Source organism: Frateuria sp. GZRR33 (assembly GCF_051900425.1).
Classification (GTDB): Bacteria; Pseudomonadota; Gammaproteobacteria; order Xanthomonadales; family Rhodanobacteraceae; genus Frateuria_A.
Map to the genome: position 1 here is coordinate 62,505 of NZ_JBHZGK010000003.1, position 25,977 is coordinate 88,481.

Sequence of the window (25,977 nt, forward strand, 5' to 3'; positions counted from 1 at the left end):
TTTTGGGGAGTTATTGCATGAACATGCAAGTTGCCAATCGCCCGGCGATCCGCCGGACGGCCCTAGCCATTGCCTTGAGCATGGGCTTCACCGGCCTCGCTTTCGCGCAGGCGACCACCGGCAGCATCTTCGGTGATGCACCGGCCGCCCAGGGCGAAACCGTCCTGATCCAGAACAACACCGGCTTCTCGCGCGAAGTCGCGGTCGACGCCTCCGGTCACTTCGTGGCCAACCAGCTGCCGCTGGGCGACTACACCGTCACCCTGCGCCAGAACGGCCAGGACGTCGATTCGCGCAAGAACGTCACCCTGCGCGTGGGTGCCGGTACGCAGGTCTCGTTCGCTGCGGCGGGCGCGGCTGATGCCCAGAACCTGTCCGCCATCACCGTCAGCGCCAACGCCCTGCCGACGATCGACGTGACCGGCGTGGACTCGCGCACCGTCATCACCGCCGAGCAGCTGGCCAAGCTGCCGCTGGCGCGCAGCGCCGAAGCGATCGCGCTGCTGGCCCCGGGCGTGGTGCAGGGCAGCTCCCTGTTCCAGAGCCCGCTGGGTGGCTCGGTGGTGTCCTTCGGCGGTTCCTCGGTCACCGAGAACGCCTACTACATCAACGGCTTCAACACGACTGACCCGCTCAGCGGCTTCGGCGGCATCAGCCTGCCGTACGGCGCGATCGACCAGCAGGAAATCCTCAGCGGCGGTTACGGTGCGGCCTACGGTCGTTCGGACGGCGGCGTGATCAGCCAGGTCGGCAAGCGCGGCACCAACGAGTGGCACTTCGGTGGCCAGATCCAGTGGACCCCGAGCCAGCTCAAGGCCGACCCGAAGAACTGGCACTACGTCAATGCCGACGGCACCGACGGTGCGCTTCGCCAGTATCGCCAGGACAACAAGACCTGGGTGACCACGGTCGACGCCTACGTCGGCGGTCCGCTGATCAAGGACAAGCTGTTCATGTTCGCCGCGGTCGAGGCCGAGCGCGAGCAGGGCAAGTCCACCGGCTCGAACGTTGCCCCGTTCACCGACCACTACCGCTACGACAACCCGAAGTGGTACGGCAAGCTGGACTGGAACATCAACGACAGCAACATCCTGGAAGTCACCGGTGCGTCCAGCAAGTCGTCGTATGAAGGCCGCTACAACAACTTCGATTACGACACGCTGACCGAAGGCGGCTTCAACAGCAACGACACCCACACCAAGAACGGCGCGGACATGTACTCCGCCAAGTTCACCAGCTACATCACCGACGACCTGACCGTGTCGGCGATGTACGGCAAGATGAAGGGCACCTGGTACAGCAACACGCCGGACTACGATCCGACCAACCCGTACATCTTCGGTGCGCAGGACCAGAACCCGGCCCTGAACGGCGGCAGCCCGATCACCAACAACCAGACGGTGTCGACGATCAACCTGCCGGGCCACCGCTCGACCACCACCAACCTGCGCCTGGACGTCAGCTACCACATCGGCGATCACACGATCACCGCCGGTATCGACAACCAGAAGCAGGCCAACATCGACGCGGGCACCAAGTTCCCCGACGCCGGCCTGGGCTACGCCTGGGAATACAACACCATGGACGGCGACGCGGACACCTACATCGTCGGTGGTCCGGGCACGGCGCAGCCGGGTGCCGACTGGCGCAACTCGCCGTGGGTCGCCAACACCGGCTCGCAGCCGGGCGGCGAGTCGGGCTTCTACGTCGCCCAGTACCGCTACCATGACAACGCCTCGGTCCGCGTGGACCAGAAGGCCCAGTACATCGAGGACACCTGGCAGGTCAACGACCGCTGGCTGGTCAAGCTCGGCCTGCGCAACGACCAGTTCACCAACTACGGTGGCGGCGGCGACGCGTTCCTGCGTCTGACCACGCCGCAGTGGGCGCCGCGCGTGGGCTTCAGCTGGGACGTCAACGGCGACTCCAGCTTCAAGGTCTACGGTAATGCCGGCCGCTACTACCTGGCGCTGCCGACTTCCGTGGCCCTGCGTTCGGCCGGTACCTCGCTGTACACCCGCGTGTACTACACCTACACCGGCATCGACGCCAACGGCATCCCGACCGGCCTGACCCCGATCGACACCAGCCGTGGCGCCGGCGCTCCGCTGTCGGCCAACGGTGAGTACGGCTTCCCGCGCGATCCCAAGACCGCCGCGTCGACCAACCTCAAGTCCGAGTACCAGGACGAGTACATCCTGGGCTTCGACAAGAAGCTGGGCGACTCGTGGGTTTGGGGCGCCAAGGGCACCTTCCGCAACCTGCGCAACGCCATCGACGATATCGGCGACAACGTCTCGATCATCGCCAAGATGAACGAGCTGGGCATCGACCCGGCCACCTACGACGCCAGCCAGATCCCGGCCAGCTTCCTGATCAACCCGGGCTCGACCTCGAACTTCCTGGTGCCCAAGCTGGGCGGCGGTTACTACGAGGTGCCGATGACCTGGCGTGGTGACTTCGGCTTCAACACCACGATGAAGCGCAAGTACTACGGCCTGAACCTGTACCTGGAGCATCCGTTCGACGGCAAGTGGTACGGCAAGATCGACTACCTGTTCTCGCGCAGCTACGGCAACAGCGAAGGCCAGGTCCGTACCGACATCGGTCAGAACGACGTGTCGGCCACGGTGGACTGGGACTACGCCGCGACCATGGACTACGCCAACGGCGCCCTGGCCAACGATCGTCGTCACCAGATCAAGGCGTACGGCTCCTACCAGCTGACGCCTGAGGTGATGGTGTCGGGCAACCTGGCGATCCTGTCGGGCATGCCGCGTACCTGCCTCGGCTACTACGGTGCAGACGAGACCAACCCGGGTCTGGGCTACGGTCCGTACTACCACTTCTGCAACGGTGTGCCGAGCTCGCCGGGCGACTCCCGCAATCCGTGGACCTACAACCTGAGCCTGAGCGCCGAGTACCGCCCGGAGTGGGCGAACAAGCACCTCGCGTTCAACGTGATGGTCTACAACGTGTTCGACAGCCAGAAGACCACGCAGGTCTACCCGATCTCGACGAGCGCCAGCTACAAGCGCCCGTACAGCTCGCAGACTCCGCGTTACGTCCGCTTCGGCGTGTCGTACGACTTCTGAGGTCGTAAGTAACATCCGGACTGTCCGCAGTCCGTAGCACCACCGGGGCCGCAGGTTTACCTGCGGCCCTTTTTTTCGTGCGTCAGCGCCTTGGCCGCCGGACCCGTGCCCGCGCGGTAGGATGCGTGCCTGGACCGCATTTGGGGACGGCGTTCGCCGCGAGCGTCATGCACGTGCAGGAACTGATCATCACCTGGGCCACGCCGGTGTTCTTTGCTCTGATCGGCCTGGAACTGCTGGTGGCACGCTGGCGCGGCCACTCGGCCTACGGCACCAGTGACGCGATCAGCAGCATCGGCCTGGGGGTGATCTCGCAGGTCGTGGGGGTGTTCGGCAAGCTGCTCTCGATCGGCATCTATGCCTGGGTGGCGACGCACGTCGCGCCGTTCAGCCTGCCCGCCGACAGCATCGTGGTCTGGGTGGTTGCACTACTCGCCTACGACTTCCTCTACTACTGGCTGCACCGCGCCGGCCACGAGGTGAACATCCTCTGGGCCGCGCACGTGGTGCACCACCAGAGCGAGCACTACAACCTCTCCACCGCGCTGCGCCAGACCGGCAGCGGCGTGCTGCTGGGCTGGCTGTTCTACCTGCCGATGGCGCTGGCCGGCATTCCGACGGAAGTGTTCGCGGTAGTGGCCCTGATCGATCTGCTCTACCAGTTCTGGGTGCATACCGAGCAGGTCGGCCGGCTGGGCTGGTTCGACCGGGTGTTCTGTTCACCGTCCAATCACCGGGCGCATCACGCGGTCAATGACCGCTACCTGGACCGCAACTACGGCGGCATCCTGATCGTCTGGGACCGCCTGTTCGGCACCTTTGTCGAAGAGGACGACGCCGATCCGCCGGTGTACGGCACCCGCGCCCCGCTGCGCAGCTGGAACCCGCTGTGGGCCAACGCCGAGGTCTACTGGGCCGCGGCGCTGGACGCGTGGCACGCGCGCCGCTGGCGCGACAAGCTGCGGGTCTGGCTCAAGCCGCCGGGCTGGCGGCCGGCGGACGTGGCGGCGCGCTTTCCCAAGCCGGCCTTCGACATCCACCGCGAGCGCTTCGGCCCGCCGATGTCGCGCGCGCGCACCCTCTACTGCCTGCTGCAGTTCGCGCTGCTGCTGGGCATGGCCACTCACTTCCTCGCCCTCAGCGCCACCGCAAGCCTGCCGACGCTGCTGGCTTACGCGGCCTACCTGGTCGGCAGCCTCACCGTGCTCGGTGCGCTGATGGAGGGACGGCGCGCGGCGTACTGGTTCGAGGCGCTCCGCGTGCTCGCCACCGCGTTGTTGCCATGGGCGACCGGCCGCTGGTTCGGCGTGGTCCAGCTCGATCCCCGCGGCGGGGCCGCGATGCTGGTCGTGTTCGGCCTTGCCGCGCTGGCGTTGCCCTGGGCCGCGCCGGCCCGCCCGTCGGCCGCGGTGCCGGGGGTCAGCGCGAAAGGCCATACGGCTGGCACCACGGGCCACTGAAGTCAGCCGTGGCGGCAACCTCGGATACCGCCCGTTCGGGATCCTCTCTCGGAGCGCACCGTGTGCGCGACCGCGTGGCATGGTGGTCGCGCACAGGGCGGGCTCCGACAGGGGAGCCGAAAGCCAACGGAGTCCTCCGAATTCCCTTGCAAGGTCGCCGTGACGTTGCGGCCTCGCCGGAATGGCGCCGCCCACGCGCCCGGTGCGCTTCCGGAACGGCCCGACGGACGCCACCACCCAACCACGGGTTGCAGCCACTTGCAAGCTCCACGTTATGATCGGGGCTTGTTTTCAAGGGGATACCCGATGGGATTTCTTGCCAGGTTGGTACGCCGCAAGTCGGTCCAACAACTGCAGTCCGACGCCGGTGGGTCGAAGGATTTCCGCCGCACCATGGGCGTGTGGCAGCTCACCGCCATTGGCGTCGGTGCCATCGTCGGCGTCGGCGTGTTCGTGCTGGCGCCCAATGAAGCGGCGCTCAATGCCGGTCCCGCCATCATCCTGAGCTTCCTGGTCGCCGGCATCGGCAGTGCCTGCGCCGCGCTGGCCTACGCCGAGTTCGCCGGGATGATCCCGGTCACCGGCAGCGCCTATACCTACGGCTATGCCGTGCTGGGCGAGTTGCCGGCCTGGATCATCGGCTGGGACCTGCTGGTCGAGTACGCGCTGATCGTGGGCGTCGTGGCGGCCGGCACATCCAATTACCTGCAATCGCTGATCACGCAGGTCACCGGGCTGCACCTGCCGGTGTGGCTGCAGGGCGCCTACGATCCGGCGGAGCCCGGCAGCGGCAAGGTGGTCAACCTGATCGCGGTCATCGTGGCGCTGGGCATTGCCTGGATCCAGGTCATGCGCACGGAAATCGGCGCGCGCTTCAACACCGTTGTGGTGACCATGAAGGTGATCGGCGTGGGCGTGGTCATCGTGGTCGGCGCGTTTTTCGTGCATGCGTCGAACTGGACGCCCTTCATCCCGGACCTGATCCACGACCCGGCCGCGTCCGGTGGCACCCGCTACGGCTGGGACGGCGTGCTCGCCGCGGCCAGCATCGTGTTCTTCGCGGTGTTCGGCTACGACACGCTGACCACCGCTGCCGAAGAGTCGAAGAACCCGCAGCGCGACCTGCCGCTGGCGGTGGTCGCGTCGCTGGGCATCTCGATGGTGATGTACCTGGCGATCTCGCTGATCCTGACCGGCATGGTGCCCTACAACGGCTGCGTCGACCCGACGCAGGCGGCCGGCCAGTGCACCACCGGGATGATCCTTGCCAGCCAGGCGCCGGTCAGCGCCGTGTTCGAGGCGCGCGGCCTGCACTGGGTCAGCGGCATCATCGACCTGGCCGCCGTGTGCGGCATCGCCAGCGTGGTGTTCGCCTTCATGCTGGGTGCCGCTCGCATCTGGTTCGCGCTGGCACGCGACGGCCTGCTGCCGCGCTGGTTCGCCAAGGTGCACCCGACCTACGGAACGCCGTACCGCCCGACCCTGCTGCTGGGCATCTTCACCGCGCTGGCCGCGGGACTGTTGCCGATCCGCGAGCTGGCCGAGCTGGTGAACATCGGCACGCTGTCGGCATTCATCGTGATCTGCGCCTCGGTGCTGATCCTGCGCATCACCCAGCCGAACCTCGAGCGTCGCTTCCGTACGCCGGCGCTCTGGCTGCTGGCGCCGCTGGGCATCGTGTTCTCGCTGTTCCTGATCATCGGATGGCCATGGGTCACCGAAGGCCACTTCCACATGATCGGTGGCCTGGACATGGTCACCATCTGGCGTTTCCTGATCTGGATGGGCATCGGCCTGGCGATCTACTTCGGCTACGGCATCCGCCACAGCCAGCTGGGGCGCGAGAAGGCCAGCGGCTGACACGCCGCCCACCTCGATCAAAGCCGAAGGCCTCCGCGAAAGCGGGGGCCTTCGCACGAGTGGGGTACGCCGCCGCACCCTCGTATGCCGAGGGCGGCTCCGCCGTGACCTCTGGCAGGGGGGAGGGGCGTGACCTTCGTCCTACCATCGGATGACTGTCATGTCGGCTATCGGATGTTGCCGGACCGCCTGGCAGGTGATGGCGCGACGTGCGCGCCGCCGGTGTTTGCCAGGGGATGCGAGAGTGAAAGACGTTCGTTCGAAGTTGCTGGTGGTCGCGCTGGGCGCGGCCTTCTCGATGGGTGCGCAGGCCGGCCACGTGCCGGCCCAGGACGTGCCCTATCCGGGCATGCTGACGCTCAAGGTGGACCTCACCGACGCGCCAAAGAAGATCTTCCGCGTGCACGAGACCATCCCGGCCAAGCCGGGCGCGTTCACGCTTTACTACCCGCAGTGGATTCCCGGCGAGCACTCGCCCTCGGGCCCGATCGACAACCTTGCCGGCCTGGTCATCACCGCCAACGGCAAGCGCGTGCCGTGGCGCCGCGACCTGCGCGACATGTACACGCTGCACATGACCGTGCCCGAGGGCGTCAGCGCGCTGCAGCTCGAGTTCCAGTTCCTCTCGCCGGGCGAGGGCGGCATGTTCGGCGCCAGCGCCTCGTCCACGCCCAGCCTGGTGGACGTGGAATTCAACCAGGTCGCCTTCTACCCGGCCGGTTACTACACGCGGCAGATCCAGATCCAGCCGACCGTGACGTTGCCTGCCGGCTGGCAATTCGCCACCGCCATGGAAGTGCAGGCGCGCGACGGCGCGAGCACCACCTTCAAGCCGATCAGCTTCAACAACTTCGTCGACTCGCCGCTGATCGCCGGCGAGCACTTCAACCGCGTGGATCTCAACCCGAAGGGCAACGTGCCGGTCCATCTGAATGTCGTCGCCGACGAGGCCGACCAGGTGAAGCTGACCGACGCACAGCTCCAGCAGCACCGCAACCTGGTCGACCAGGCCGGGAAACTGTTTGGCGCACACCACTACGGGCACTACGACTTCCTGCTCACGCTGTCCGACCATACCGGCCACTTCGGCCTGGAGCACCACCAGTCAAGCGACGACCGCCTGCCGGCCGACATGCTGACGGACGACAGCTCCTACACGCTGATGGCCAGCCTGATGCCGCACGAGTACGTGCATTCCTGGTGCGGCAAGTTCCGCCGCCCCGCCAAGCTGTGGGCGCCGGACTTCAACACCGTCGAGGAAGACGACCTGCTGTGGGTCTACGAAGGCCTGACCGACTACTGGGCCGGCGTGCTGACCACCCGCTCGGGCATGTGGACGGCCGAGCAGTACCGCGACTCGATGGCGGACATCGCCGCGGCCATGTCCGCGCGCACCGGCCGCGCCTGGCGCTCGCTGCAGGACACCGCCGACGCCGCGCCGCTGACCTATTACGGCGGCGGTGGCTGGGGCAACTACCGCCGCGGTACCGACTTCTATCCGGAAGGCCAGTTGCTGTGGCTGGACGTGGACACGCAGATCCGCGAGCTGTCCCATGGCAAGCATTCGCTGGACGACTTCGCCCGAGCGTTCTTCGGCATGGACGACGGCAGCTATGTCACGAAGACCTACACCTTCGAAGACGTGGTCGACACGCTGAACCAGGTGCAGCCGTACGACTGGAAGACCTTCCTGCGCACGCGTCTGGATTACACCGGCGCTGAGCTGCCCGAGCACGGCATCGAGCGCGGCGGCTGGAAACTGGTCTACACCGACACGCCCAACGCACAGACCAAGGCAGCCGAGTCGCTGCGCCACAACGTCAACCTGGCCTACTCGCTGGGCCTGTCCGCGTCCAAGAGCGGCAACATCTACGACGTGCAGTGGGACGGTCCGGCGTTCAAGGCCGGCCTGGTGCCAGGCCTGGACATCGTCGCGGTCAACGGCAAGGACTATTCGCCCGAGGCGCTGAAGGATGCCGTCTCCGCCGCGAAGACCAGCAAGGCGCCGGTCGAGCTGCTGGTCAAGAACGTGGACGTCTATACCACCGTCAAGGTGGACTACCACGGTGGCCTGAAATACCCGCACCTGGTCCGCGCCGGCGGCAAGGACCTGCTGACCGTGATCACCACCCCGCGCAAGTAATTGCAGAGCCGTTCACCCTGAGCCTGGCGAAGCGAAGTCGAAGGGCAGCCTTCGACTCCGGCCCCACGCTCCGGACGAACGGCATTTGAGGCACCACCACCGGAGAGCCCCTTCCGTGAAAACCAAACCCCTCGCATCCGCCCTACTGGCCGCCACCTTCGCGCTGGTTGCCGTGCCCGCCTTCGCCGACGTGCCGCCGCCGCGCGACGTGCCCTTCAACGGCACGATCAAGATCAACGTGGACGCGACCGACATCGCCCATCGCGTGTTCCGCGTGCACGAGACCATTCCGGCCCAGCCCGGTCCGCTGACCCTGCTCTATCCGCAGTGGATTCCGGGCCATCACTCGCCGACCGGACCGATCGACAAGTTCGCCGGCCTGGTGGTCAAGGCCGACGGCAAGGTGCTGCCGTGGGTGCGCGACCCGCTCAACGTCTACGCCTTCCACGTCGAGGTGCCACAGGGCGCGACCGAAGTGGAAGCCCAGTTCCAGTTCCTCTCGCCGCAGGACAAGAGCCAGGGCCGCATCGTGATGACGCCCGAGATGCTCAACCTGCAGTGGGACGCCATGTCGCTGTACCCGGCCGGCTACAACACCGACCGCATCATGTCGCAGGCCACCGCCACCTATCCGGACGGCTGGAAGGCCGCGACCGCGCTCGAAGTGGCCTCCACCGACGGCAACACCGTCACCTACAAGCCGATCGACTACACCAACCTGGTCGACTCGCCGGTGTTCGCCGGCAAGTACTTCAAGCGCGTGGACCTGGACCCGGGCGCCAAGGTGCCGGTGTTCATGAACCTGGTGGCGGATGATCCGAAGTACCTGGAGATCAAGCCCGAGCAGCTCAAGCCGCACCGCGAACTGATCGACCAGATGTACAAGCTCTACGGCGCGCACCACTACAACCACTACGACTTCCTGGTCTCGCTCACCGACAAGATGAGCGGCATCGGCCTGGAGCACCACCGCTCCAGCGAGGACGGCCTGCCGGCCGACTACTTCACCGAGTGGGACAAGAACGTCTACGCGCGGGACCTGTTCTCGCACGAGTACAACCACTCCTGGGACGGCAAGTACCGCCGCGGTGCCGACCTCACCACGCCCAACTACAACGTGCCGATGAGCGACACCCTGCTTTGGGTGTACGAGGGCCAGACCCAGTTCTGGGGCAACGTCATCGCCGCGCGCGCGGGCCTGTGGAACAAGGACGAGACGCTGGACATGTTCGCCCTGGTCGCCGCCACCTACGACAAGGGCCGCCCGGGCCTGGCCAGCTGGCGCAACGTGCAGGACACCACCAACGACCCGACCATCGCCCAGCGCAGCCCGTTGCCGTACCGCAACTACCAGTCCAGCGAGGACTACTACTCCGCCGGTGCGATGATCTGGCTCGACGTCGACGGCAAGCTGCGCGAGCTTTCGCACGGCAAGAAGAAGATCGACGATTTCGCGCGCGCGTTCTTCGGCATGAACAACGGCGACTGGGGCGTCAACACCTACACCTTCGAGGACGTGGTCAAGACGCTCAACGGCATCGCGCCGTACGACTGGGCCAGCTACCTGCGCAAGCGCCTGGATGACCACGGCCCGCTGATCGGCGGCATTGCCTCGCACGGCTGGAAGCTGGTCTACACCGACAAGCCGTCCAAGGCGGTCAAGGCGATGGAATCGCGCCGCCACGCGGCCGACCTGACCTACTCGCTCGGCCTGTCAGTCGGCAAGGACGGCTCGATCGGCGACGTGCTGTGGGACAGCCCCGCCTTCAAGGCCGGCCTCTCGCCCGCGATGACGATCGTCGCCGTCAACGGCAAGGAATATTCGGCCGACGCCGTCAAGGACGCGGTCACCGCCGCAGCGAAGAACAAGAGCCAGCCGGTCGAGCTGCTGGTGAAGAACTTCGACGAGTACAAGACCGTCCGCATCGACTACCACGATGGCCTGAAGTACCCGCACCTGGTCCGCGACGACAGCAAGCCGGACACCCTGTCCGACCTGATCAAGCCGCTGTAACCACTCCGCTCCCTCCTTTCCGGGAGGGCGCTCTGCGCCCTCTCCCCTCCGGGGAGAGGGCCGGGGTGAGGGGCCAAGGCTTGCCCGAAGCCCCCACCCGCGCCGGAACCAAAGCCCCTCTCCCTCGGGGAGAGGGGTTGGGGAAAGGGTCCGGTCGAGCCGCAAGGCCCGCCACACCCGACCTCACCCACCCCGGCACCCTCTCCCGCGGAAAGAGGGAACCGCATGAACCTCCCCACCCAACTCCGCTATACTGCCCGTCCGCCGGGAATCGACCGATCCCCGCGCGGCCCCGCAACACCACGCGCCCGTAGCTCAGCCGGATAGAGTAGTGGCTTCCGAAGCCATTGGTCGGGGGTTCGAATCCCTCCGGGCGCGCCATCTTTGGTCTTGGCCGCACGTGTCTTCACCCGGCTGATCGGGAGCGACCCGGTTCTCCGCGCTGCAAATGCGAAAGCCTGCGCTGGCCGATGGTTTCACCCTTGGCCCCGCTGACCCTCTCAGATTTCCGGATGGGCCGTCACCTTCTCTGGCGAACTGCCCTCACCACGTTGCTCGTCACCCACCAAGCGAATAGAGCACTGGCGTGCGCCGGGGCGATGGCCTCGCTTAAACAGGACGGGCGCTGACTGCGGTCTCGCCCCTTCGGGAAGCCGGCGTTTCTGCCAGCAAGTCCCGCAACATCAAGGCGGTGGCCTGAAGCTCCGCCTGGAGCGCACCCAGTGAGGGCTCCATGCCGCGTTCCTCGCGGATGGCTTCGCGCAGCTGCGAGCACAGCGCCACTCCCTGGCTGCGGCCCATTACCAGGAAGGCGTTCTGCAATCGATGCAGGCGCGCCGCCGAGGCGCTGCGGTCGTGCGTACGCAGCGCCGAGAGAAGCTCCTCGTTGTCGTTCTGCAGTTCGCTCTGCCAGCTCTGCAGATAGGTGCGGCGCTGTTCCGGCGTGGCGATGCGGCAGATCAGGGCGAGCGAGCTTTCGGCGGGGCGCGGAGCGGGATCGCGCGCCGCAGGCGGGACCGAGGCCGTGGTTGGGGATGTGTTCGCCGGGAGAGCCGGCGCACGCGTGCCGACCTGGCGCAGCAACCCGAGCAGGCGTTCGATGGAGACCGGCTTGGTGAGGTAGGCGCTGGCGCCCTGGGCGAGTGCCTCCTCGATCGCTTCCGGATCGGAGTCGGCACTGAGCATCACGATGTTCATGCCGTCCTGCGGGTGGCGCTGGCGATAGCGGGCGAGCACGTCCAGGCCGGAGAGGTCGGGCATGTGCATGTCCAGCAGCACCAGTTGGGGACGGTGCGGGCCTTCCATCGCCTGCAGGCCTTCCTCGCCGCTGCCGGCGAACACCACCCGATGGCCGGCGCGGCGCAGCAGATGACCCAGGGTGTCGCGGCTGGAACGGTTGTCGTCGACCACCAGGCAGGTGATCGCCGGGACGCGCGCGCGGTGGGCGTCCAGCGCGGTGACGGTATCCAGCGGTTCGGTGATGGCCTGCTCCGGGGCGGCGCGCTCGAGCGGCATCGCGGCGGTGAAGATGCTGCCGCCGCCGGGGTTGTCGCCGACCGCCACGCGGCCACCCATCTGCTGGCAGATGCTGCGCACGATGTGCAGCCCCAGGCCGGTGCCGTCGTGGCGGCGCACCAGGCCGTCGCTGGTCTGGTAGAACGGCTCGAAGATCCGGGTCTTCATTTCCTCCGGCACGCCGCTGCCGGTGTCGGTGACGGTGCAAAGCAGGCGCGGCTGGATCAGGCCGTTATCGGCCAGGCGCAGTTCGATGGCGACATCGCCGCCGGCCGGGGTGAATTTCACCGCGTTGGTGCCCAGGTTGATCAGCACCTGTGCGATGCGGCCCGAGTCGCCCAGCATGGCGTCATCCAGCCCGCGGCCCTGCAGGGTGCGCAGGCGCACGCCCCGCTGGTGAGCGAGCGGGCCGACCACGTCGCGCACCTGGCCGAGCACGTTGGCAACCAGGAAGGGCTCGCGGGCGAAATGCAGGCGGCCGGCGTCGATCGCCGCCACGTCGAGCACGTCGTTGACCCGCTGCAGCAAGGCACTGGCGTTGGCGCGCAGGGCGTGCATCAGCTGCCGGTCGGATGCCTCCAGCGTGGCGGTATCGATCAGCGAGGCGGCATGCACCACGGTGTTGAGCGGCGTGCGCAGTTCGTGGCTCATGGTGGCGATGAAGCGGCTCTGCGCATCGCGCGAGTGCAGCGCCGACTGCGAGATCGCCGAGATCGTGCCGAGCAGCCGGTAGACGGTCAGCGGCAGGCCGACCAGCAGCACCAGCGCGAACGGCACGAAAGCCGGCCGGTCGACCCAGTAGTGCGGCGGGGCGGCCATGCCCAGCACCAGCACCGAACCGGCCATGAAGACGAAGAACATCCGGCGGCCGAAGCGCGTGCCGACCATGATGGTCGCCAGCGGCAGCAGCGTGATCATCGAGATGCACAGGTTCCAGGCCAGGCTGAGCAGCACGCCGATGCCCAGCACGTTCATCGCCGCACCGATGCCGTCGACGAGCTCGGTCGTGCGCACCACGCGCAGGCGCACGGCGGCCATCCAGGCCAGGCTGAGCGCGAAGAACAGCCCGGCCCACGGGCGCAGCAGCAGGGCCTCGCGGGTCAGCGCGATTTTCGAATGGGACGGCCCGGCCAGGTACTGCCAGTACAGGCACCACAGCAGGGTGAGCGCCAGCAGCAGGGCGCGCCGCACCGAGACGTGGTATTCGCCATAGCTGGCGACCAGCCGGGCCAGCCGGCCGTCGCGCAAGCGCTGCGCGATGACGCGCAGCGAGCTGGGCGGCGCTTCCGCGGTCCCAGGATTCATAGGTGGTTCCCCCTGCAAGGCGGGCGCCGGCGGACCGGCGTCGCTGCGCCGCATTGTACGCGCAGTGCCGGTGGGGCGACCCCGGAATGTTTCCTAGTGGGCGGCGGGGTTCGCCATGGGTCGGGAAGAGCGGAAGACGTGGCCTACGCCTGCGGGGCCGGGAGGCGAAGCGTGGCAAGGAAACCGCCGCCGGGCCGGTTGGCCAGGCGCAGCTCGCCACCGTGCAGTTGGGTGGCCCGGGCGGCGATGGACAGGCCCAGGCCGCTGCCGCCGCCAGCGCGGGCTGCGTCGCCGCGCAGGAACGGTTGGCCCAGGCGCGCAAGCAGCTCGTGCGGCGCGCCGGGGCCATGGTCGCTGACGCGGATCTCGATTGCCGTGCCTTCGCGGGCCAGCGTCACGGCAAAGGGCGGCGCGCCGTAGCGTTCGGCGTTGTCCATCAGATTGCCCAGGGCGCGACGCAGCAGGGTTGGGCGGACGCGGAGGCTGGCGTCGGCGATGCCCTCCAGTTGCCAGTGTTCCGGCTGCAGGCGCAGGGCGAGGAGCTGGCCGGCGAGGGTAGTGGGGTCGACCGGCTGCAACGCTTCGTCGCGGCCTTCGCGCACGAAGGCCAGGCATTGTTCGAGCGCCTGGTCGAGTTCCTCGAGGTCGGCGACCATGGCACTGCGGCGCCCCGGGTCGCCGGCGTCGCCCAGTTCCAGCGCCAGGCGCAGGCGCGCCAGCGGCGTGCGCAGATCGTGGGAGATGCCGGCAAGCATCAGCTCGCGCTCGTGCGCGACGGCACGCAGGCGCTCGCCGGCTTCGCCGATGGCGTCGGCCAGGCGGCGCACCTCGCGCGGGCTGCCATCCAGGCCGGCATCGGTGGGTGTGCCTGACAGCAAAGCCGGGGCCTGTGCGGCCAGGCGTTCGAGCGGGCGCGTCAGCAGGCGCGCGGCCAGGCCGGCGGCGGCAAGCGCGATCAGGCCGGCGAGCACACTGAGCAATAGCGCCGAATCGAGCAGGCGCGGGCGGTAGCTCGGTGCGCGCAGCACGATCCAGTGTGCCGGATCGCGCGCGCTGCGCACCCACAGCTGGGAGTCGGGCGTCTGCGTGGCGACCACCCGTGACGCATCGCCCAGCAGGCTGCCGGCCGTGCGTGCCGCGGCGGTCAACGCCGGTGCGATGCGACGCACGCTCGGTGCGGGCGGCTGGGCGTCGCTCACGTGCACGCCGAGCAGGCGCAGCGCGCCGAGCACCTGGCGCGCGGCCGGGTCCTGCGGGCGCGCGGCCAGGTCGTCGGTGGCCAGCGCCGTGGCGAGCGCCAGGCGGCCGTAGCTGTCGCTCACCACCTGTCGCCCGAAGCGACGCTGCAAGGCGCTGGACAGCGCGAGCGCCAGCAGCAGCGCGGCGGCCACCAGCACCAGAACGAGGGCGAAGGTCGACGGCGCCCGCCTCATGCACGGCCGCCGTCGAGCACGAACACATAGCCCTCGCCCCACACCGTCTGCAGCCAGCGCGGCTGGCGCGGATCGTCCTCCAGGCAGCGGCGCAGGCGCGAGACCATGACGTCGATGCTGCGGTCGAAGGCCTCGTGGCCGCGCCCGCGTGCCAGCGCGATCAGGCGCTCGCGGCTCAAGGTCTGGAACGGGTGCGCGACCAGCGCGGCGAGCACGGCAAACTCGCCGCTGGTCAGCTTCACAGGCGACTCGCCGTCGAGCAACTGGCGCGTGGCCGGATCGAACACGAAGCGGCCAAACGACACCGCCGCCTGCTCGGCCTGCGGCGCACCGACCGCCTCGCGCGGGCGACGGCGCAGCACGGCGCGGATGCGCGCGACCAGCTCGCGCGGGTTGCACGGCTTGGGCAGGTAATCATCCGCGCCCAGCTCCAGGCCCACGATGCGGTCGACGTCGTCACCCTTGGCGGTGAGCATGATCACCGGCGTATCCACGCCCTCGGCGCGCAGGCTGCGGCACAGCTCCAGTCCGTCCGCGTCGGGCAGCATCAGGTCCAGCACGATCAGGTCGACGTGGTGCGCCGCCAGCGCGCGACGCATGCCCGCGGCGTTGGCGGCGCCGAACGCGCGCAGGCCCTGCTGCTCGAGGTAGCGCTCCAGCAGGTCGCGCAGGCGCAGGTCGTCGTCGACGACCAGGATGTGGGCCGGGTCCATGGGCGCGGACTATCGCGTGGCGCTGGCCGGGCGGCAAGCGGGCGGGCGATGGATGTGTAAACGGATGTTTCCGTCGCGGGCAGGGGCAACACCCGCTCACATCGGCGTGCGTACGCGACACACCTGCGGCGCGCAGAGCGAGGGAGGATCGCGCCACGTCCAGTCCGGACGCTTCGAACCGAAAAGGAGTCCGCCATGCGCCTGTCGATCGTGTCGCTCGGTCTAGCCTGCCTGCTTGCCGCCCCGCCATCCCCCGCCAGCGTGCGCCACCGTGCAGCGGCCCACCGCACGGCCGACGGTGGCGCCACGCGCGTGCACGGCACCCAGGCCAGCGGCCCGCAAGGCCGCCGCGCCTGGCACGCCGGCGGCACGGCGCGGGATGGCGAGGGCAACCTCAGCCACGCGCGCGCCAGCGGCGTGACCGGAGCCGGCGGCCGCATCGTGGGCGGCCACCACACCAGGAAGAGCAGCGACGGTACGATCACCCGCCAGGGCGCAGTCGTGGCCCAGGGCGCCGACGGGGAAACGGTGCGGGGCGCACGCAGCGTGCAGCGCAACCCGGATGGCTCGATGCAGACCGGCTACCTGGTGAACGGGCAGGGCGCGGCAGGTGGCAGCTTCAGCCAGAGCGGCAACCGTACGCGCAGCGCGGACGGCGAGCGCATCGCGATCCGCCAGACCCGGGCTAGCGGCGCGCGCGGCAGCTACGAAGGCAGCACCACCCGTGCCGACGGCACGCTCGAGCACGCCAGCACGATCACCGGCGCCCACGGCAACCGCTACCAGGGCCAGACCAGCGTCACCCGTGGCGAAGGCCTCAGCCACACCGGCACCTGCACCAACGCGCAGGGCCAGACCTTCGACTGCAAGTGACCTGAGGGAGCGGATGCGATGAAACCGACGAACGCCACGCTGTACAGCGGCCTGCTGACCGTGTTGCTGGCCTGCCTCTGCCTGCCCGCGACGGCCGGCAACCTGCGCGAGCGCCTGGCCCAGCGCCGCGCCGCCGCCGGCCTGGATGCCGTGGACACCACGCCCGCGACCATTCCGCCCGGCGTGCGCGTGCTGCGCGACGTGCCCTATGGCGGCGACCCGGCCCAGCGGATGGACGTCTATCTGCCGGCGCAGGGCGCCACCCACGCGCCGGTGATCTTCATGGTGCACGGCGGTGGCTGGGCGCGCGGCGACAAGACGATGCGCAGCGTGGTCCAGAACAAGGTTGCCCGCTGGGTGCCGCGCGGCTTCGTGCTGATCTCGACCAACTACCGGATGCTGCCGGGCACGCGCCCGATCGAGCAGGCGCGCGACGTGGCGCGCGCGCTGGCGGTGGCGCAGGGACGCGCCGCCGGCTGGGGCGCCGATCGCGACCGTTTCATCCTGATGGGCCACTCGGCCGGCGCGCACCTGGTCGGATTGCTGGCAGCCGAGCCGGCGCTGGCCTACGACCGCGGCGCGCTGCCGTGGCTCGGTACCGTCTCGCTGGACAGCGCCGCGCTGAACGTCGTGGCGATCATGCAGGGCCCGCACCTGCCGCTGTACGACGCCGCGTTCGGCGACGATCCGGCGTACTGGCGCGCGGCCTCGCCGCTGCAGCAGCTGAAGACCCGCGGCGTACCCTTCCTGGCAGTGTGTTCGACGCGTCGGCAGGCGTCCTGCCCGCAGGCGCGCAATTTCGCGACGAAGGCCAACGGCCTGCACATGCGCGCGCAGGTGCTGGGCGAGGACCTCACGCACCGGGAAATCAACGAGCAGTTGGGTCAACCCGGCGACTACACCGCGCAGGTGGAAACTTTCCTCGCCACGCTCGATCCGGTGGTCGCGCGACGGCTCAACGGACGTCGCTAGGCTCCGGCGGATAGACCAGGTGATCGCCGGCGCGCCTGGCCGCCGGCGTCATCTTCGCCGGCTCGGCCCGGCCGTTGCCGCCGATGTGGCAGGCCGCGCGGCCGGCGTCGAGCAGGTAGTCGATGATGATGCGGCGATGGCAGCGCCACCACAGCACCTCGGCGCACATCAGCGTGCAGCGTTTTTGCGAGGACAGTTCGAGCAGCTGCGCGAAACCGGCGTGGAACTCCTCGCCCATGGCGTAGTCGGCATAGCGGCGGAAGCTCGCGTTCTGCCAGAAGCCGTTGGGCGACGTCCCGGCCGGCAGGCTGCGGCCGCGCCGGCCGCCGAGCGGGGTCAGGTGCAGGTAGTCGATTCCCAGCGGCTGCAGCGAGGCGGCGAGTTCAGGCCCGTCGAACTGCGGGAAGCGGCGCGAGCCGGGCAGGCGCCGCACGTCGACCACGCAGTCGATCGCGTTCGCCTGCAGCAGTGCGATGAACGCCTCCAGCGTGTGCGTGGAATGGCCGATGCCGAACACCGGCGGGAGCGGTTCATGGGCGCGCATGGGCCAAGCATGCACCCGCGCGTGTGGCTATGGCGCGATGGTGCGGCGCTTCACGGTGCCATCGCCGCCGGTTCTTACGATGGCCTTGCGGCATCCCCAGTCGTTGATCGACAGCCCGCACCGCCCACAACGATGACGAGAGTTGTTCCCATGCAGAACCACGATATCCGCGTACTCAATGACCTGATCGAAACCACCATCGACAGCGCCGAAGGCTATGCCGAGGCCGCCCGGGAAACGCAGAGCCCGCGCTTCAGCGTGACCTTCCGCGAGCGCGCCAGCGAGCGCCGCCTGGTGGCGACGCGCCTGCAGCAGAAAGTGGAAGAGCTGGGCGGCACGCCCGAGGACGACGGCAGCGTGCTGGCCTCGGCGCACCGCATGTTCACCAACCTGCGCAAGAGCCTGCACGACGAGACCGCGGTGATCGACGAGGTCGAGCGCGGCGAGGACCACATCAAGCACAAGTTCGAGGATGCGCTGGAGGATGGCGACGTCAGTCCGCCCATCCGCGCGCTGATTGCCGAGACGCTCCGTTCGGTGCGCTCGGGGCATGACCAGATGCGCAGCTTCAAGCGGGCCGCCCATCGAACGCACTGAGGGCTCGGTCGCTCCCTCTGCGGAGAGAGGTGCGGGCTGCGGGTCAGTCTTGCGGTCGTGCTTGATCGGGCTGGCGGCCTGCGCCCACTTTCGACCGGCAGAGGGCTGGGACGAAGGGCAGCTCCTGCGGCGAAGCGTGATCGGGCTTGCGACCTGCGCCCTCTCCCCTCCGCGGAGAGGGATGGGGTGAGGGGCCGCTCTAGCGGTGATGCTTGATCGGGCTGGCGGCCTGCTCCCTCTCCCCTGCGGGGAGAGGGCTGGGGGTGAGGGGTCGCTCCAGCGGTGATGCTGGATGGGAGCTTGGCCCGATGGGGTTCCCCGCGAGCCCCGGCCCCTCACCTCAATCCTCTCCCCGGAGGGGAGAGGAAGCGAACGCAAACAGCCGTCTGGATGGCCTCAGGCCGCCTTCACCTCGAACGTCTGGCTCATCACCGGCTTGCCGTCGATGGCGATATCCACCTTGTACTTGCCGGCCGGCCAGTCGTTCGGGTTGCGCAGCTTGAAGGTGGTGGTGGCGGGGCCGTCGGTGGCGATGGTCTGGCTGATCGTGGTGACGTCCTGGCCCTTGCCCTCCAGGTAGCTGAAGTGCGCGCTCAGGGTGGCGCCCGCGGTCGTGCCGGTGGTCGCGACGCTGGCGTAGATGGTGTTCTGCGAGGCGTCGAAGGAGGTCATCGGCTTGGCGATCTTGTAGCCGGCGGTGACCGCCTCGCCCATCTGTACCTGGTCGACCTTGAACACGTCGGTGGCGGCCGGCGCGACGGCAGCGCTGGTGCCGGCGGCCGCGGGTGCAGCGGCCGTGCCGGGGGCGGCCGGGAGCGGTGCGGAGGTAGCCGGCGTCGGCGCCGTGTGCGCCACGGCCGGCGCCGGGGTGGTGCTGGCGGCCGGTGGCGTGGTGGCCGTTTCGTTCTCGTGCTTGCCGCAGGCGGCAAGCAGCAGCAGGCCGGCCAGGGCCATGCCGTGCAGGGCGAGCGAGCGAGTCTGGATCTTCATGGCAGGTACCGTTGCAAGTGTCGAGGGCCGGAAATGGCCAGCCGAAAAAGGCTAGCGCCCCCGATCTGAAGCGCCGATTACCGGCATCTGCCAGGGGGCTACTGGCGCGCGCCGCGCAGGTTGGCCGGCACGGCGGCCGGGTCGGTGCTGCGGAACGGGTTGATATCCAGGCCGCCGCGGCGGGTATAGCGCGCGTAGACGGTCAACCGCTCCGGGGCGCAGCGTGCCATCAGGTCCACGAAGATGCGCTCCACGCACTGCTCGTGGAATTCGTTGTGGGTGCGAAAGGACACCAGGTAACGCAGCAGGCCCGCCGGGTCGATCGGCGCGCCGCGGTAGGCGATCTGCACGCTCCCCCAGTCGGGCTGGCCGGTCACCGGGCAATTCGAGCGCAGCAGGTGCGAGAGCAGGGTTTTCTCCACCGACGCGGCGTTGTGGTTGGCGCTCAGGTAACCGGCGTTGGGCGGGCCGTAGTCGTCGATCTCGAGCGGCTGGTCGTCGAGGAGCTCACCGGGCAGGTCGGTGATCGTATGGCCTTGGGCAGATGACGCGCTCAGCGTGACCGCGACCGGGGCGCCGGCAGCGACCGAGAGGTCGCGCACCAGCGCCTGATGCAGGGCGGTGGCGTCGATTTTTTCCTGCGAGAACCCGTTGAGGTACAGCTTGAACGACTTCGACTCGATGATGTTCGGCGAGTTGGCGGGCACGCGAAATTCGGCCAGCGCCACCTGCGGCTTGCCGCGCGCGTCGAGCCAGGAGAGTTCGTAGGCGTTCCAGATGTCCACGCCTCCGAAGGGCAGGGGATCGATCACGCCGATCTCGCTGCGCTTCTGTTCACGCGGGATGGGGAACAGCAGGGACGGGTCGTAGCGGTCGGCGTAGACGGTGGTCTTGCCGAGGGGGGAGTGTTCGGGGGTGCTCATGCGGCAATTGTAGCTTTTAGCTCCCTCTCCGCTCCGGGGAAGGCAGCGGTGAGGGGGCGCTCTTGCGGGGAGTTTGTTCCTTTGCTTCCAGGTGCCGACGAATTTCCCCGCGAGCCCTGCCCCTCACCCAGACCCTCTCCCCGGAGGGGAGAGGGCTTCAAGGCGGAGTCAGGCGTTGACCATCTGCATCGACGGGCCGGCGTAGCGGTCGCCCGCTGCCGCGTTGGGCGGGAACACCGCGTCGATCGCCGCACGCTCGGTGGTGGAAAGCCGCACGTCCAGCGCCCCCAGGTTCTCGTCCAGCCGGGAACGGTGGCGGGTGCCGGGGATGGCAAGCACGTCTTCGCCCTGCGCCAGCACCCAGGCCAGCGCCAGTTGCGCTGGCGAGCAGCCCTTGTCGGCGGCCAGCTTTTTCACCTCGTCGACCAGTGCCAGGTTGCGGGCGAAGTTCTCGCCCTGGAAACGCGGGTTGTGGCGGCGGAAGTCATCCGCCTCGAAGTCGTCCGGCGAGCGGATGGCGCCGGTGAGAAAGCCGCGCCCCAATGGCGAGTAGGCGACCAGGCTGACGCCGAGCCGGCGGCAGGCGGCAAGCATGCCGTTCTGTTCCGGGTCGCGCGTCCACAGCGAGAACTCGCTCTGCAGCGCGGCGATCGGGTGCACCGTGCAGGCGCGCGTCAAGGTCTGGCCGGAGGCTTCGGACAGGCCCAGGTACCGCACCTTGCCAGCCTTCACCAGCTCGGCCATCGCCCCGACGGTTTCCTCGATCGGCACGCTCGGATCGACCCGGTGCTGGTAGTAGAGGTCGATCGTCTCGATGCCCAGCCGCTTGAGGCTGCCCTCGCAGGATGCGCGCACGTATTCCGGGCGGCCGTTGACGCCTCGCGCGGAAGGATTGGCCGGATCGCGCACGATGCCGAACTTGGTGGCGATGAAGGCCTGCTCGCGGCGGCCCTTGATCGCGCGGCCGACCAGCTCTTCGTTGGTGTGCGGGCCGTACATGTCGGCGGTGTCCAGCAGCGTGACGCCGCGGTCGAGTGCGTGCTGGATGGTGGCGATCGACTCGGCGTCGTCGTGCGCGCCGTAGAAGTCGCTCATGCCCATGCAGCCGAGGCCGAGGGCGGAAACCTGGGGGCCGTTGCGGCCGAGCGTGCGCATTTCCATGGGACTACTCCTGGTGGGATGGCGAAGCTACGCCGTGGAAGGTGTGCGCATCGTGCGTTCGGGCAGTGCTCCGATAAATACCCAATAATCGGCAACACCTTTCCATCTGGAACAACAATGGATCGCCTGCATGCCATGCGGCTGTACGCCCGCATCGTGGAGCTGGGCAGCTTCACCGCCGCAGCCGATGACCTGGGCCTGCCGCGCGCCACCGTCACCCATGCCATCAAGGCGCTGGAAGCGCGGCTGGGCGCGCAGTTGCTGCAGCGGACCACCCGCCGCGTGCGGGTCACCAGCGAGGGCAAGACCTACTACCAGCACTGCGTGCGCCTGCTGGCCGACGTGGACGAGGTGGAAACGAACTTCCGCGAGGCGACACTCGTGCCGCGCGGGCGGCTGCGCGTGGACCTGTCGGCGGCGCTGGCGCGTCTGCTGGTGATTCCCGCGTTGCCGGAGTTCCTGGCGCGCTTTCCGCAGATCGAACTGGACGTGGGCACCGGCGACCGCTTCGTCGACCTGGTGCGCGAGGGCGTGGACTGCGCGCTGCGCGTGGGTGATCCGGGCGACACCGGCATGGTCGGACGGCGCATCGCGACGCTGCCGCAGATCACCGTGGCGAGCGCGGACTACGTGCGCCGACACGGCAAGCCGAAGACGCTGGCCGATCTCGAGGACGGGCACTATGCCGTGCATTGGGCCTCGCCGACCACGCGCCGGCCCGAGCCGCTGGAGTTCGTGGTGGGCCGGCGCCGGCGCGAGATCACGTTGCCGGGACGAATCACCGTGAACGGCGCCGATGCCTATCTCGCGTGCTGTCGTGCGGGGCTGGGGATTGCGCAGTTCTCGCATTACCGCATCGCCGACGAGCTGGCCGACGGGCGCATGTGCGAGTTGTTGCCGGAGGTCCGGCCGCCGGCGTTGCCGATGACGGTGCTGTATCCACCGCAGCGGCAGATGCCGGCGCGGTTGCGGGTGTTCATCGACTGGCTGGTGGAGCGGGCCGCGCTGCAGTTCGGCGACCGCGGCCCGTAGGGTGGGCTTCAGCCCACCGTTGCGAGACCCCGCGATGGTGGGCTGAAGCCCACCCTACAAGAGCACGTCACATGCGCGGCAGGCCATGCCGCGGCATCGCGGTGCCGAAGGTGTGTGTCGTCAACGGCGCCCCGGCCGCCGCAAGCGCAGCACGCTGCTCCGAAAGCGGCTGGCGCAACATCGCCTCCTCCAGCCGGGCCAGCTTGCAGAACGGCTCCAGCGCCAGCACGCGCGCCACGAACGCCGCACTGCGCGGCCAATGCGCCGCATCGATCGTAAAGCGCACGAACGCCGCCGTCCTGAACATGCAGGCGATCGCGATGTCGGCGATCGACACCGCCCCGAAAAGGAACCCCTCGGCGGGCAACTGCGTCTCCAGGTAGTCCAGCGCGCGCGGGACGTGCCGCTCCAGCGTCTCCTGCACCACCGCCTCGTCGGTGGCCTCGCCGAACACGTAGCGGCGGATCGCCTTCTGGTAGAACAGCCGCCAGATCAGCGCATCGGCCAGCGCGGTATCGGCGTATTCCTCCAGCCAGCGCGCGCGTGCGCGATCGGCCGGGTCGGCGGGATAGAGCGGCGGCTGCGGGCGGGTGTCCTCCAGGTACTGGCAGATCACCGACGAATCGTTGAACACGCGCCCGTCCTCGATCAACACCGGGATGCGGCGCAAGGGGCTCATGCGCTCGAACGCCTCGTTGCCGATAAACGGCGCGATCGGGTCGATCGCATAGGCCAACCCCTTGAGCTCCATGCACACCAGCACCTTGCGCACGTAGGGCGAGACATAGTTGCCGATCACGGTGAGGGCCATGGCGCGCTCCGGGGAAGGGAAGCGCGAGCGTGCGGGCGCGGCCTGCGCGCCGTCAACGCCCCCCACTAATGGCATGGGTCCCATGACTTTAGGCAGGGTAGGATCGAAACGGTTCGCAAGTCCTGAAGAAGGGGAAGACACGATGGCAACGATGATCGGCAGCTCGCGCCTGGCGGGTGCGCTGGCACTGGCCCTGGTGGCCACCGGCGCAATGGCGCAGGGCCACACGCTGACCAGGGACGACTACGCACGCGCGGAGCGCTTTCTCGGCAACCACACCGCGCCGCTGGTCGACCACGCGCTGCAGGGCGTGACCTGGCTGGACGACGGCCACTTCTGGTACGTCGACCACGATGCCAAGGGTGACCACTACCGCGTGATGGACGCAGCCACCGGCAAGGTCTCCGACGCGTTCGACCAGCCGCGGCTCGCCGCCGCGCTGGGCAAGGCGCTGGCCAAGCCGGTCAACGCTGCCAAGCTGAACATCCGCGAGTACGTGGTGGCCGCCGACGGCCGTCTGGACGTCCAGGTCAACGGCAAGCACTACCTGTGCGACCTCAAGCCGGCGCAGGGCGAGTGCGTGGCCAGGAAGGCCGGCAAGGAACCGGGCGTGCTCTCGCCCGACAAGAAGACCGAGGCCTTCATCCGCGACTGGAACCTGTGGTTGCGCGACGTCGCCAGCGGCAAGGAGACCCAGCTCACCACCGACGGCGTGAAGAACTTCGGCTACGCGACCGACAACGCGGGCTGGAAGCACACCGACAACGCCATCCTGGTGTGGGCGCCCGACTCGAAGCAGATCGCCACCTTCCAGCAGGACGAGCGCAAGACCGGCGACATGTACCTGCTCAAGACGCAGGTCGGCCATTCCGAGCTCGACCAGTGGAAGGGTCCGCTCGCCGGCGACAAGAACGTGACCATGATCGAGCGCGTCGTGATCGACGTACCCTCGAAGAAGGTCGTGCGCCTGAAGATGGCGCCGGACCAGCATCGCTCGACCCTGTGCGACGACATCAGCTGCGGCCCCGAGGGGGGCTGGGACGACGTCAAGTGGGCGCCGGATGGCAAGTCGCTGGCCTTCGTCTCCACCTCGCGCTACCACAAGGACGAATGGTTCCGCATCGCCGATCCGAAGACCGGCGCGGTGCGCACGGTGTTCGAGGAACACGTGCCGACCTACTTCGAGAGCGGCAACGGCCAGGTCAACTGGTTCTACCTGCCCGAAAGCCACGAAGCGGTCTGGTTCTCCGAGCGCAACGACTGGGGCAACCTGTACCTGTACGACCTTCAGACCGGCAAGCTCAAGCACGCGATCACCACCGGCGAGGGCAACGTCACCGAGGTGCTCAAGGTCGATCCGAAGACCCGCACCGTGTGGTTCCGCGGCGTCGGCCGCACGCCGGGCGTGAATCCTTACTACCAGCAGTTCTTCAAGGTCAGCCTGGACGGCGGCAAGCCGGTGCTGCTGACGCCGGAGGCGGCCAACCACGAGATCACGCTCTCGCCCGACGGCCACGCCTTCGTCGACACGTATTCGACGCCGACGGAGGCGCCGGTGACCGTGCTGCGCGACAGCGGCGACGGCCACACGCTCGCCACCGTCGCCAAGGCCGACATCAGTCGCCTGCGCGCGGCCGGCTGGGTCGCGCCGACGCCGATCACGGTGAAGGCGCGCGACGGGAAGACCGACCTGTACGGCATGCTGTTCAAGCCGACCAACTTCGACCCGCACAAGAAGTACCCGGTCATCGACTACATCTATCCCGGTCCGCAGACCGGCTCGGTACGCGGACGCAACTTCCTGTCCGCGCGCGGGGACAACCAGGCGCTGGCGGAGCTGGGCTTCATCGTGGTGGCGCTCGACGGCATGGGCACGCCGTGGCGCTCCAAATCCTTCCACGATGCCTGGTACGGCAACATGGGCGACAACACGCTGCCCGACCAGGTCGCCGGCATCAAGGAACTGGGCAAGCGCTACGCGTGGGTCGACCTGGATCGCGTCGGCATCTGGGGTCACTCCGGCGGCGGCAACGCCACGGCGGATGCGATGTTCCGCTACCCGGACTTCTTCAAGGTCGGCTGGTCCGAGAGCGGCAACCACGACAACCGCAACTACGAGGACGACTGGGCCGAGAAGTACCAGGGCCCGCTGGTGGTGAACAAGGACGGCACCACCAACTATGACGACCAGGCCAACCAGAATCACGCGGACAAGCTCAAGGGCAAGCTGATGCTGGTGCACGGCACGCTGGACGACAACGTGCCGCCGTCCAACACGCTGCTGGTGGCCGATGCGCTGATCAAGGCGAACAAGGACTTCGACCTGCTGCTGATCCCCAACGTGCACCACGGCTACGGCAAGGAGAAGGGCGCCTACGCCATGCGCCGGCGCTGGGACTACTTCGTGACCAACCTCGCCGGCAACACGCCGCCGAAGGACTACGCGATCGCGGTGTCGAAGGACTGATATCCATGGGCGCGGCCGGACCTCGTCCCGGTCGCGCCCCGGAGCAAAGCCCCTGCAGGAGCGCACCTG

Annotated in this window: 18 protein-coding genes and 1 tRNA gene; 11 read left to right on the forward strand and 8 right to left on the reverse strand. The window is 68.5% G+C overall.

What is annotated here, in order from left to right; translation table 11 throughout:
- Positions 1–17: 17 nt before the first annotated feature.
- The 6 genes from ACFWZU_RS04530 (at position 18) to ACFWZU_RS04555 (ending at position 10,953) form a co-directional block, all read left to right on the forward strand.
- Entirely contained in the window at positions 18–3,095 is a 3,078-nt protein-coding gene (locus ACFWZU_RS04530) for a TonB-dependent receptor (RefSeq protein WP_439700228.1), read from the forward strand.
- 167 nt (positions 3,096–3,262) lie between these two features.
- Positions 3,263–4,555 (forward strand): sterol desaturase family protein, encoded by a 1,293-nt coding sequence (locus ACFWZU_RS04535; protein WP_439700229.1) that lies wholly within the window; start codon positions 3,263–3,265, stop codon positions 4,553–4,555.
- 306 nt (positions 4,556–4,861) lie between these two features.
- Positions 4,862–6,415 carry an amino acid permease gene (locus ACFWZU_RS04540; protein ID WP_439700230.1) on the forward strand — a complete coding sequence of 518 codons (1,554 nt, stop codon included), beginning with the start codon at positions 4,862–4,864 and terminating at the stop codon, positions 6,413–6,415.
- A gap of 244 nt (positions 6,416–6,659) precedes the next feature.
- Entirely contained in the window at positions 6,660–8,558 is a 1,899-nt protein-coding gene (locus ACFWZU_RS04545; protein ID WP_439700231.1) for a M61 family metallopeptidase, read from the forward strand.
- Between the two features lie 115 nt (positions 8,559–8,673).
- On the forward strand, positions 8,674–10,572 hold the full coding sequence (locus tag ACFWZU_RS04550; protein WP_439700232.1) for a M61 family metallopeptidase: 1,899 nt from the start codon (positions 8,674–8,676) through the stop codon (positions 10,570–10,572).
- A 304-nt stretch (positions 10,573–10,876) separates the two neighbouring features.
- Positions 10,877–10,953: transfer RNA gene (locus tag ACFWZU_RS04555), tRNA-Arg, on the forward strand.
- A 228-nt stretch (positions 10,954–11,181) separates the two neighbouring features.
- Here the strand turns inward: ACFWZU_RS04555 and ACFWZU_RS04560 are convergent.
- The 3 genes from ACFWZU_RS04560 to ompR form a co-directional block, all read right to left on the reverse strand.
- The gene (locus ACFWZU_RS04560; protein WP_439700233.1) at positions 11,182–13,392 is read right to left on the reverse strand and encodes an ATP-binding protein; all 2,211 of its coding nucleotides are present in this window, start codon (positions 13,390–13,392) and stop codon (positions 11,182–11,184) included.
- 143 nt (positions 13,393–13,535) lie between these two features.
- Positions 13,536–14,825, reverse strand: a complete 1,290-nt coding sequence (locus tag ACFWZU_RS04565) for an ATP-binding protein (RefSeq protein WP_439700234.1) — start codon at positions 14,823–14,825, stop codon at positions 13,536–13,538.
- Positions 14,822–15,538 (reverse strand): osmolarity response regulator transcription factor OmpR, encoded by a 717-nt coding sequence (gene ompR, locus ACFWZU_RS04570; protein ID WP_439700235.1) that lies wholly within the window; start codon positions 15,536–15,538, stop codon positions 14,822–14,824. The genes ACFWZU_RS04565 and ompR overlap by 4 nt, the downstream gene beginning before the upstream one ends.
- A 195-nt stretch (positions 15,539–15,733) precedes the next feature.
- Here ompR and ACFWZU_RS04575 point away from each other — a divergent pair, with 195 nt between their 5' ends.
- On the forward strand, positions 15,734–16,411 hold the full coding sequence (locus ACFWZU_RS04575; protein ID WP_439700236.1) for a hypothetical protein: 678 nt from the start codon (positions 15,734–15,736) through the stop codon (positions 16,409–16,411).
- 18 nt (positions 16,412–16,429) lie between these two features.
- On the forward strand, positions 16,430–17,383 hold the full coding sequence (locus ACFWZU_RS04580; protein WP_439700237.1) for an alpha/beta hydrolase: 954 nt from the start codon (positions 16,430–16,432) through the stop codon (positions 17,381–17,383).
- Here ACFWZU_RS04580 and ACFWZU_RS04585 read toward each other — a convergent pair.
- On the reverse strand, positions 17,367–17,927 hold the full coding sequence (locus ACFWZU_RS04585) for a DUF488 domain-containing protein (protein ID WP_439700238.1): 561 nt from the start codon (positions 17,925–17,927) through the stop codon (positions 17,367–17,369). The two genes, ACFWZU_RS04580 and ACFWZU_RS04585, sit on opposite strands and share 17 nt — an antisense overlap.
- Before the next feature lie 150 nt (positions 17,928–18,077).
- On the opposite strand from ACFWZU_RS04585, the gene ACFWZU_RS04590 reads away from it, so the two are divergent.
- Positions 18,078–18,524 carry a PA2169 family four-helix-bundle protein gene (locus tag ACFWZU_RS04590; protein WP_439700239.1) on the forward strand — a complete coding sequence of 149 codons (447 nt, stop codon included), beginning with the start codon at positions 18,078–18,080 and terminating at the stop codon, positions 18,522–18,524.
- Positions 18,525–18,920: 396 nt separating this feature from the next.
- Here ACFWZU_RS04590 and ACFWZU_RS04595 read toward each other — a convergent pair whose 3' ends face one another.
- The 3 genes from ACFWZU_RS04595 to ACFWZU_RS04605 all read right to left on the reverse strand — a co-directional run bounded on the left by ACFWZU_RS04595 (position 18,921) and on the right by ACFWZU_RS04605 (position 21,598).
- A complete protein-coding gene (locus ACFWZU_RS04595; RefSeq protein WP_439700240.1) occupies positions 18,921–19,514 on the reverse strand; it encodes a hypothetical protein in 594 nt (197 codons plus the stop codon).
- Positions 19,515–19,612: 98 nt separating this feature from the next.
- On the reverse strand, positions 19,613–20,437 hold the full coding sequence (gene queF / locus ACFWZU_RS04600) for an NADPH-dependent 7-cyano-7-deazaguanine reductase QueF (protein WP_439700241.1): 825 nt from the start codon (positions 20,435–20,437) through the stop codon (positions 19,613–19,615).
- 168 nt (positions 20,438–20,605) lie between these two features.
- Positions 20,606–21,598 (reverse strand): aldo/keto reductase, encoded by a 993-nt coding sequence (locus ACFWZU_RS04605; protein ID WP_439700242.1) that lies wholly within the window; start codon positions 21,596–21,598, stop codon positions 20,606–20,608.
- A gap of 117 nt (positions 21,599–21,715) precedes the next feature.
- Between ACFWZU_RS04605 and ACFWZU_RS04610 the strand changes: the two genes are divergently transcribed.
- Positions 21,716–22,630 carry a LysR family transcriptional regulator gene (locus ACFWZU_RS04610; RefSeq protein ID WP_439700243.1) on the forward strand — a complete coding sequence of 305 codons (915 nt, stop codon included), beginning with the start codon at positions 21,716–21,718 and terminating at the stop codon, positions 22,628–22,630.
- A gap of 67 nt (positions 22,631–22,697) precedes the next feature.
- On the opposite strand, the gene ACFWZU_RS04615 is transcribed toward ACFWZU_RS04610, so the two are convergent.
- On the reverse strand, positions 22,698–23,441 hold the full coding sequence (locus tag ACFWZU_RS04615; protein ID WP_439700244.1) for a glutathione S-transferase family protein: 744 nt from the start codon (positions 23,439–23,441) through the stop codon (positions 22,698–22,700).
- A gap of 142 nt (positions 23,442–23,583) precedes the next feature.
- Between ACFWZU_RS04615 and ACFWZU_RS04620 the strand changes: the two genes are divergently transcribed.
- The gene (locus tag ACFWZU_RS04620; RefSeq protein WP_439700245.1) at positions 23,584–25,908 is read left to right on the forward strand and encodes a DPP IV N-terminal domain-containing protein; all 2,325 of its coding nucleotides are present in this window, start codon (positions 23,584–23,586) and stop codon (positions 25,906–25,908) included.
- The last annotated feature ends 69 nt before the right edge of the window (positions 25,909–25,977 follow it).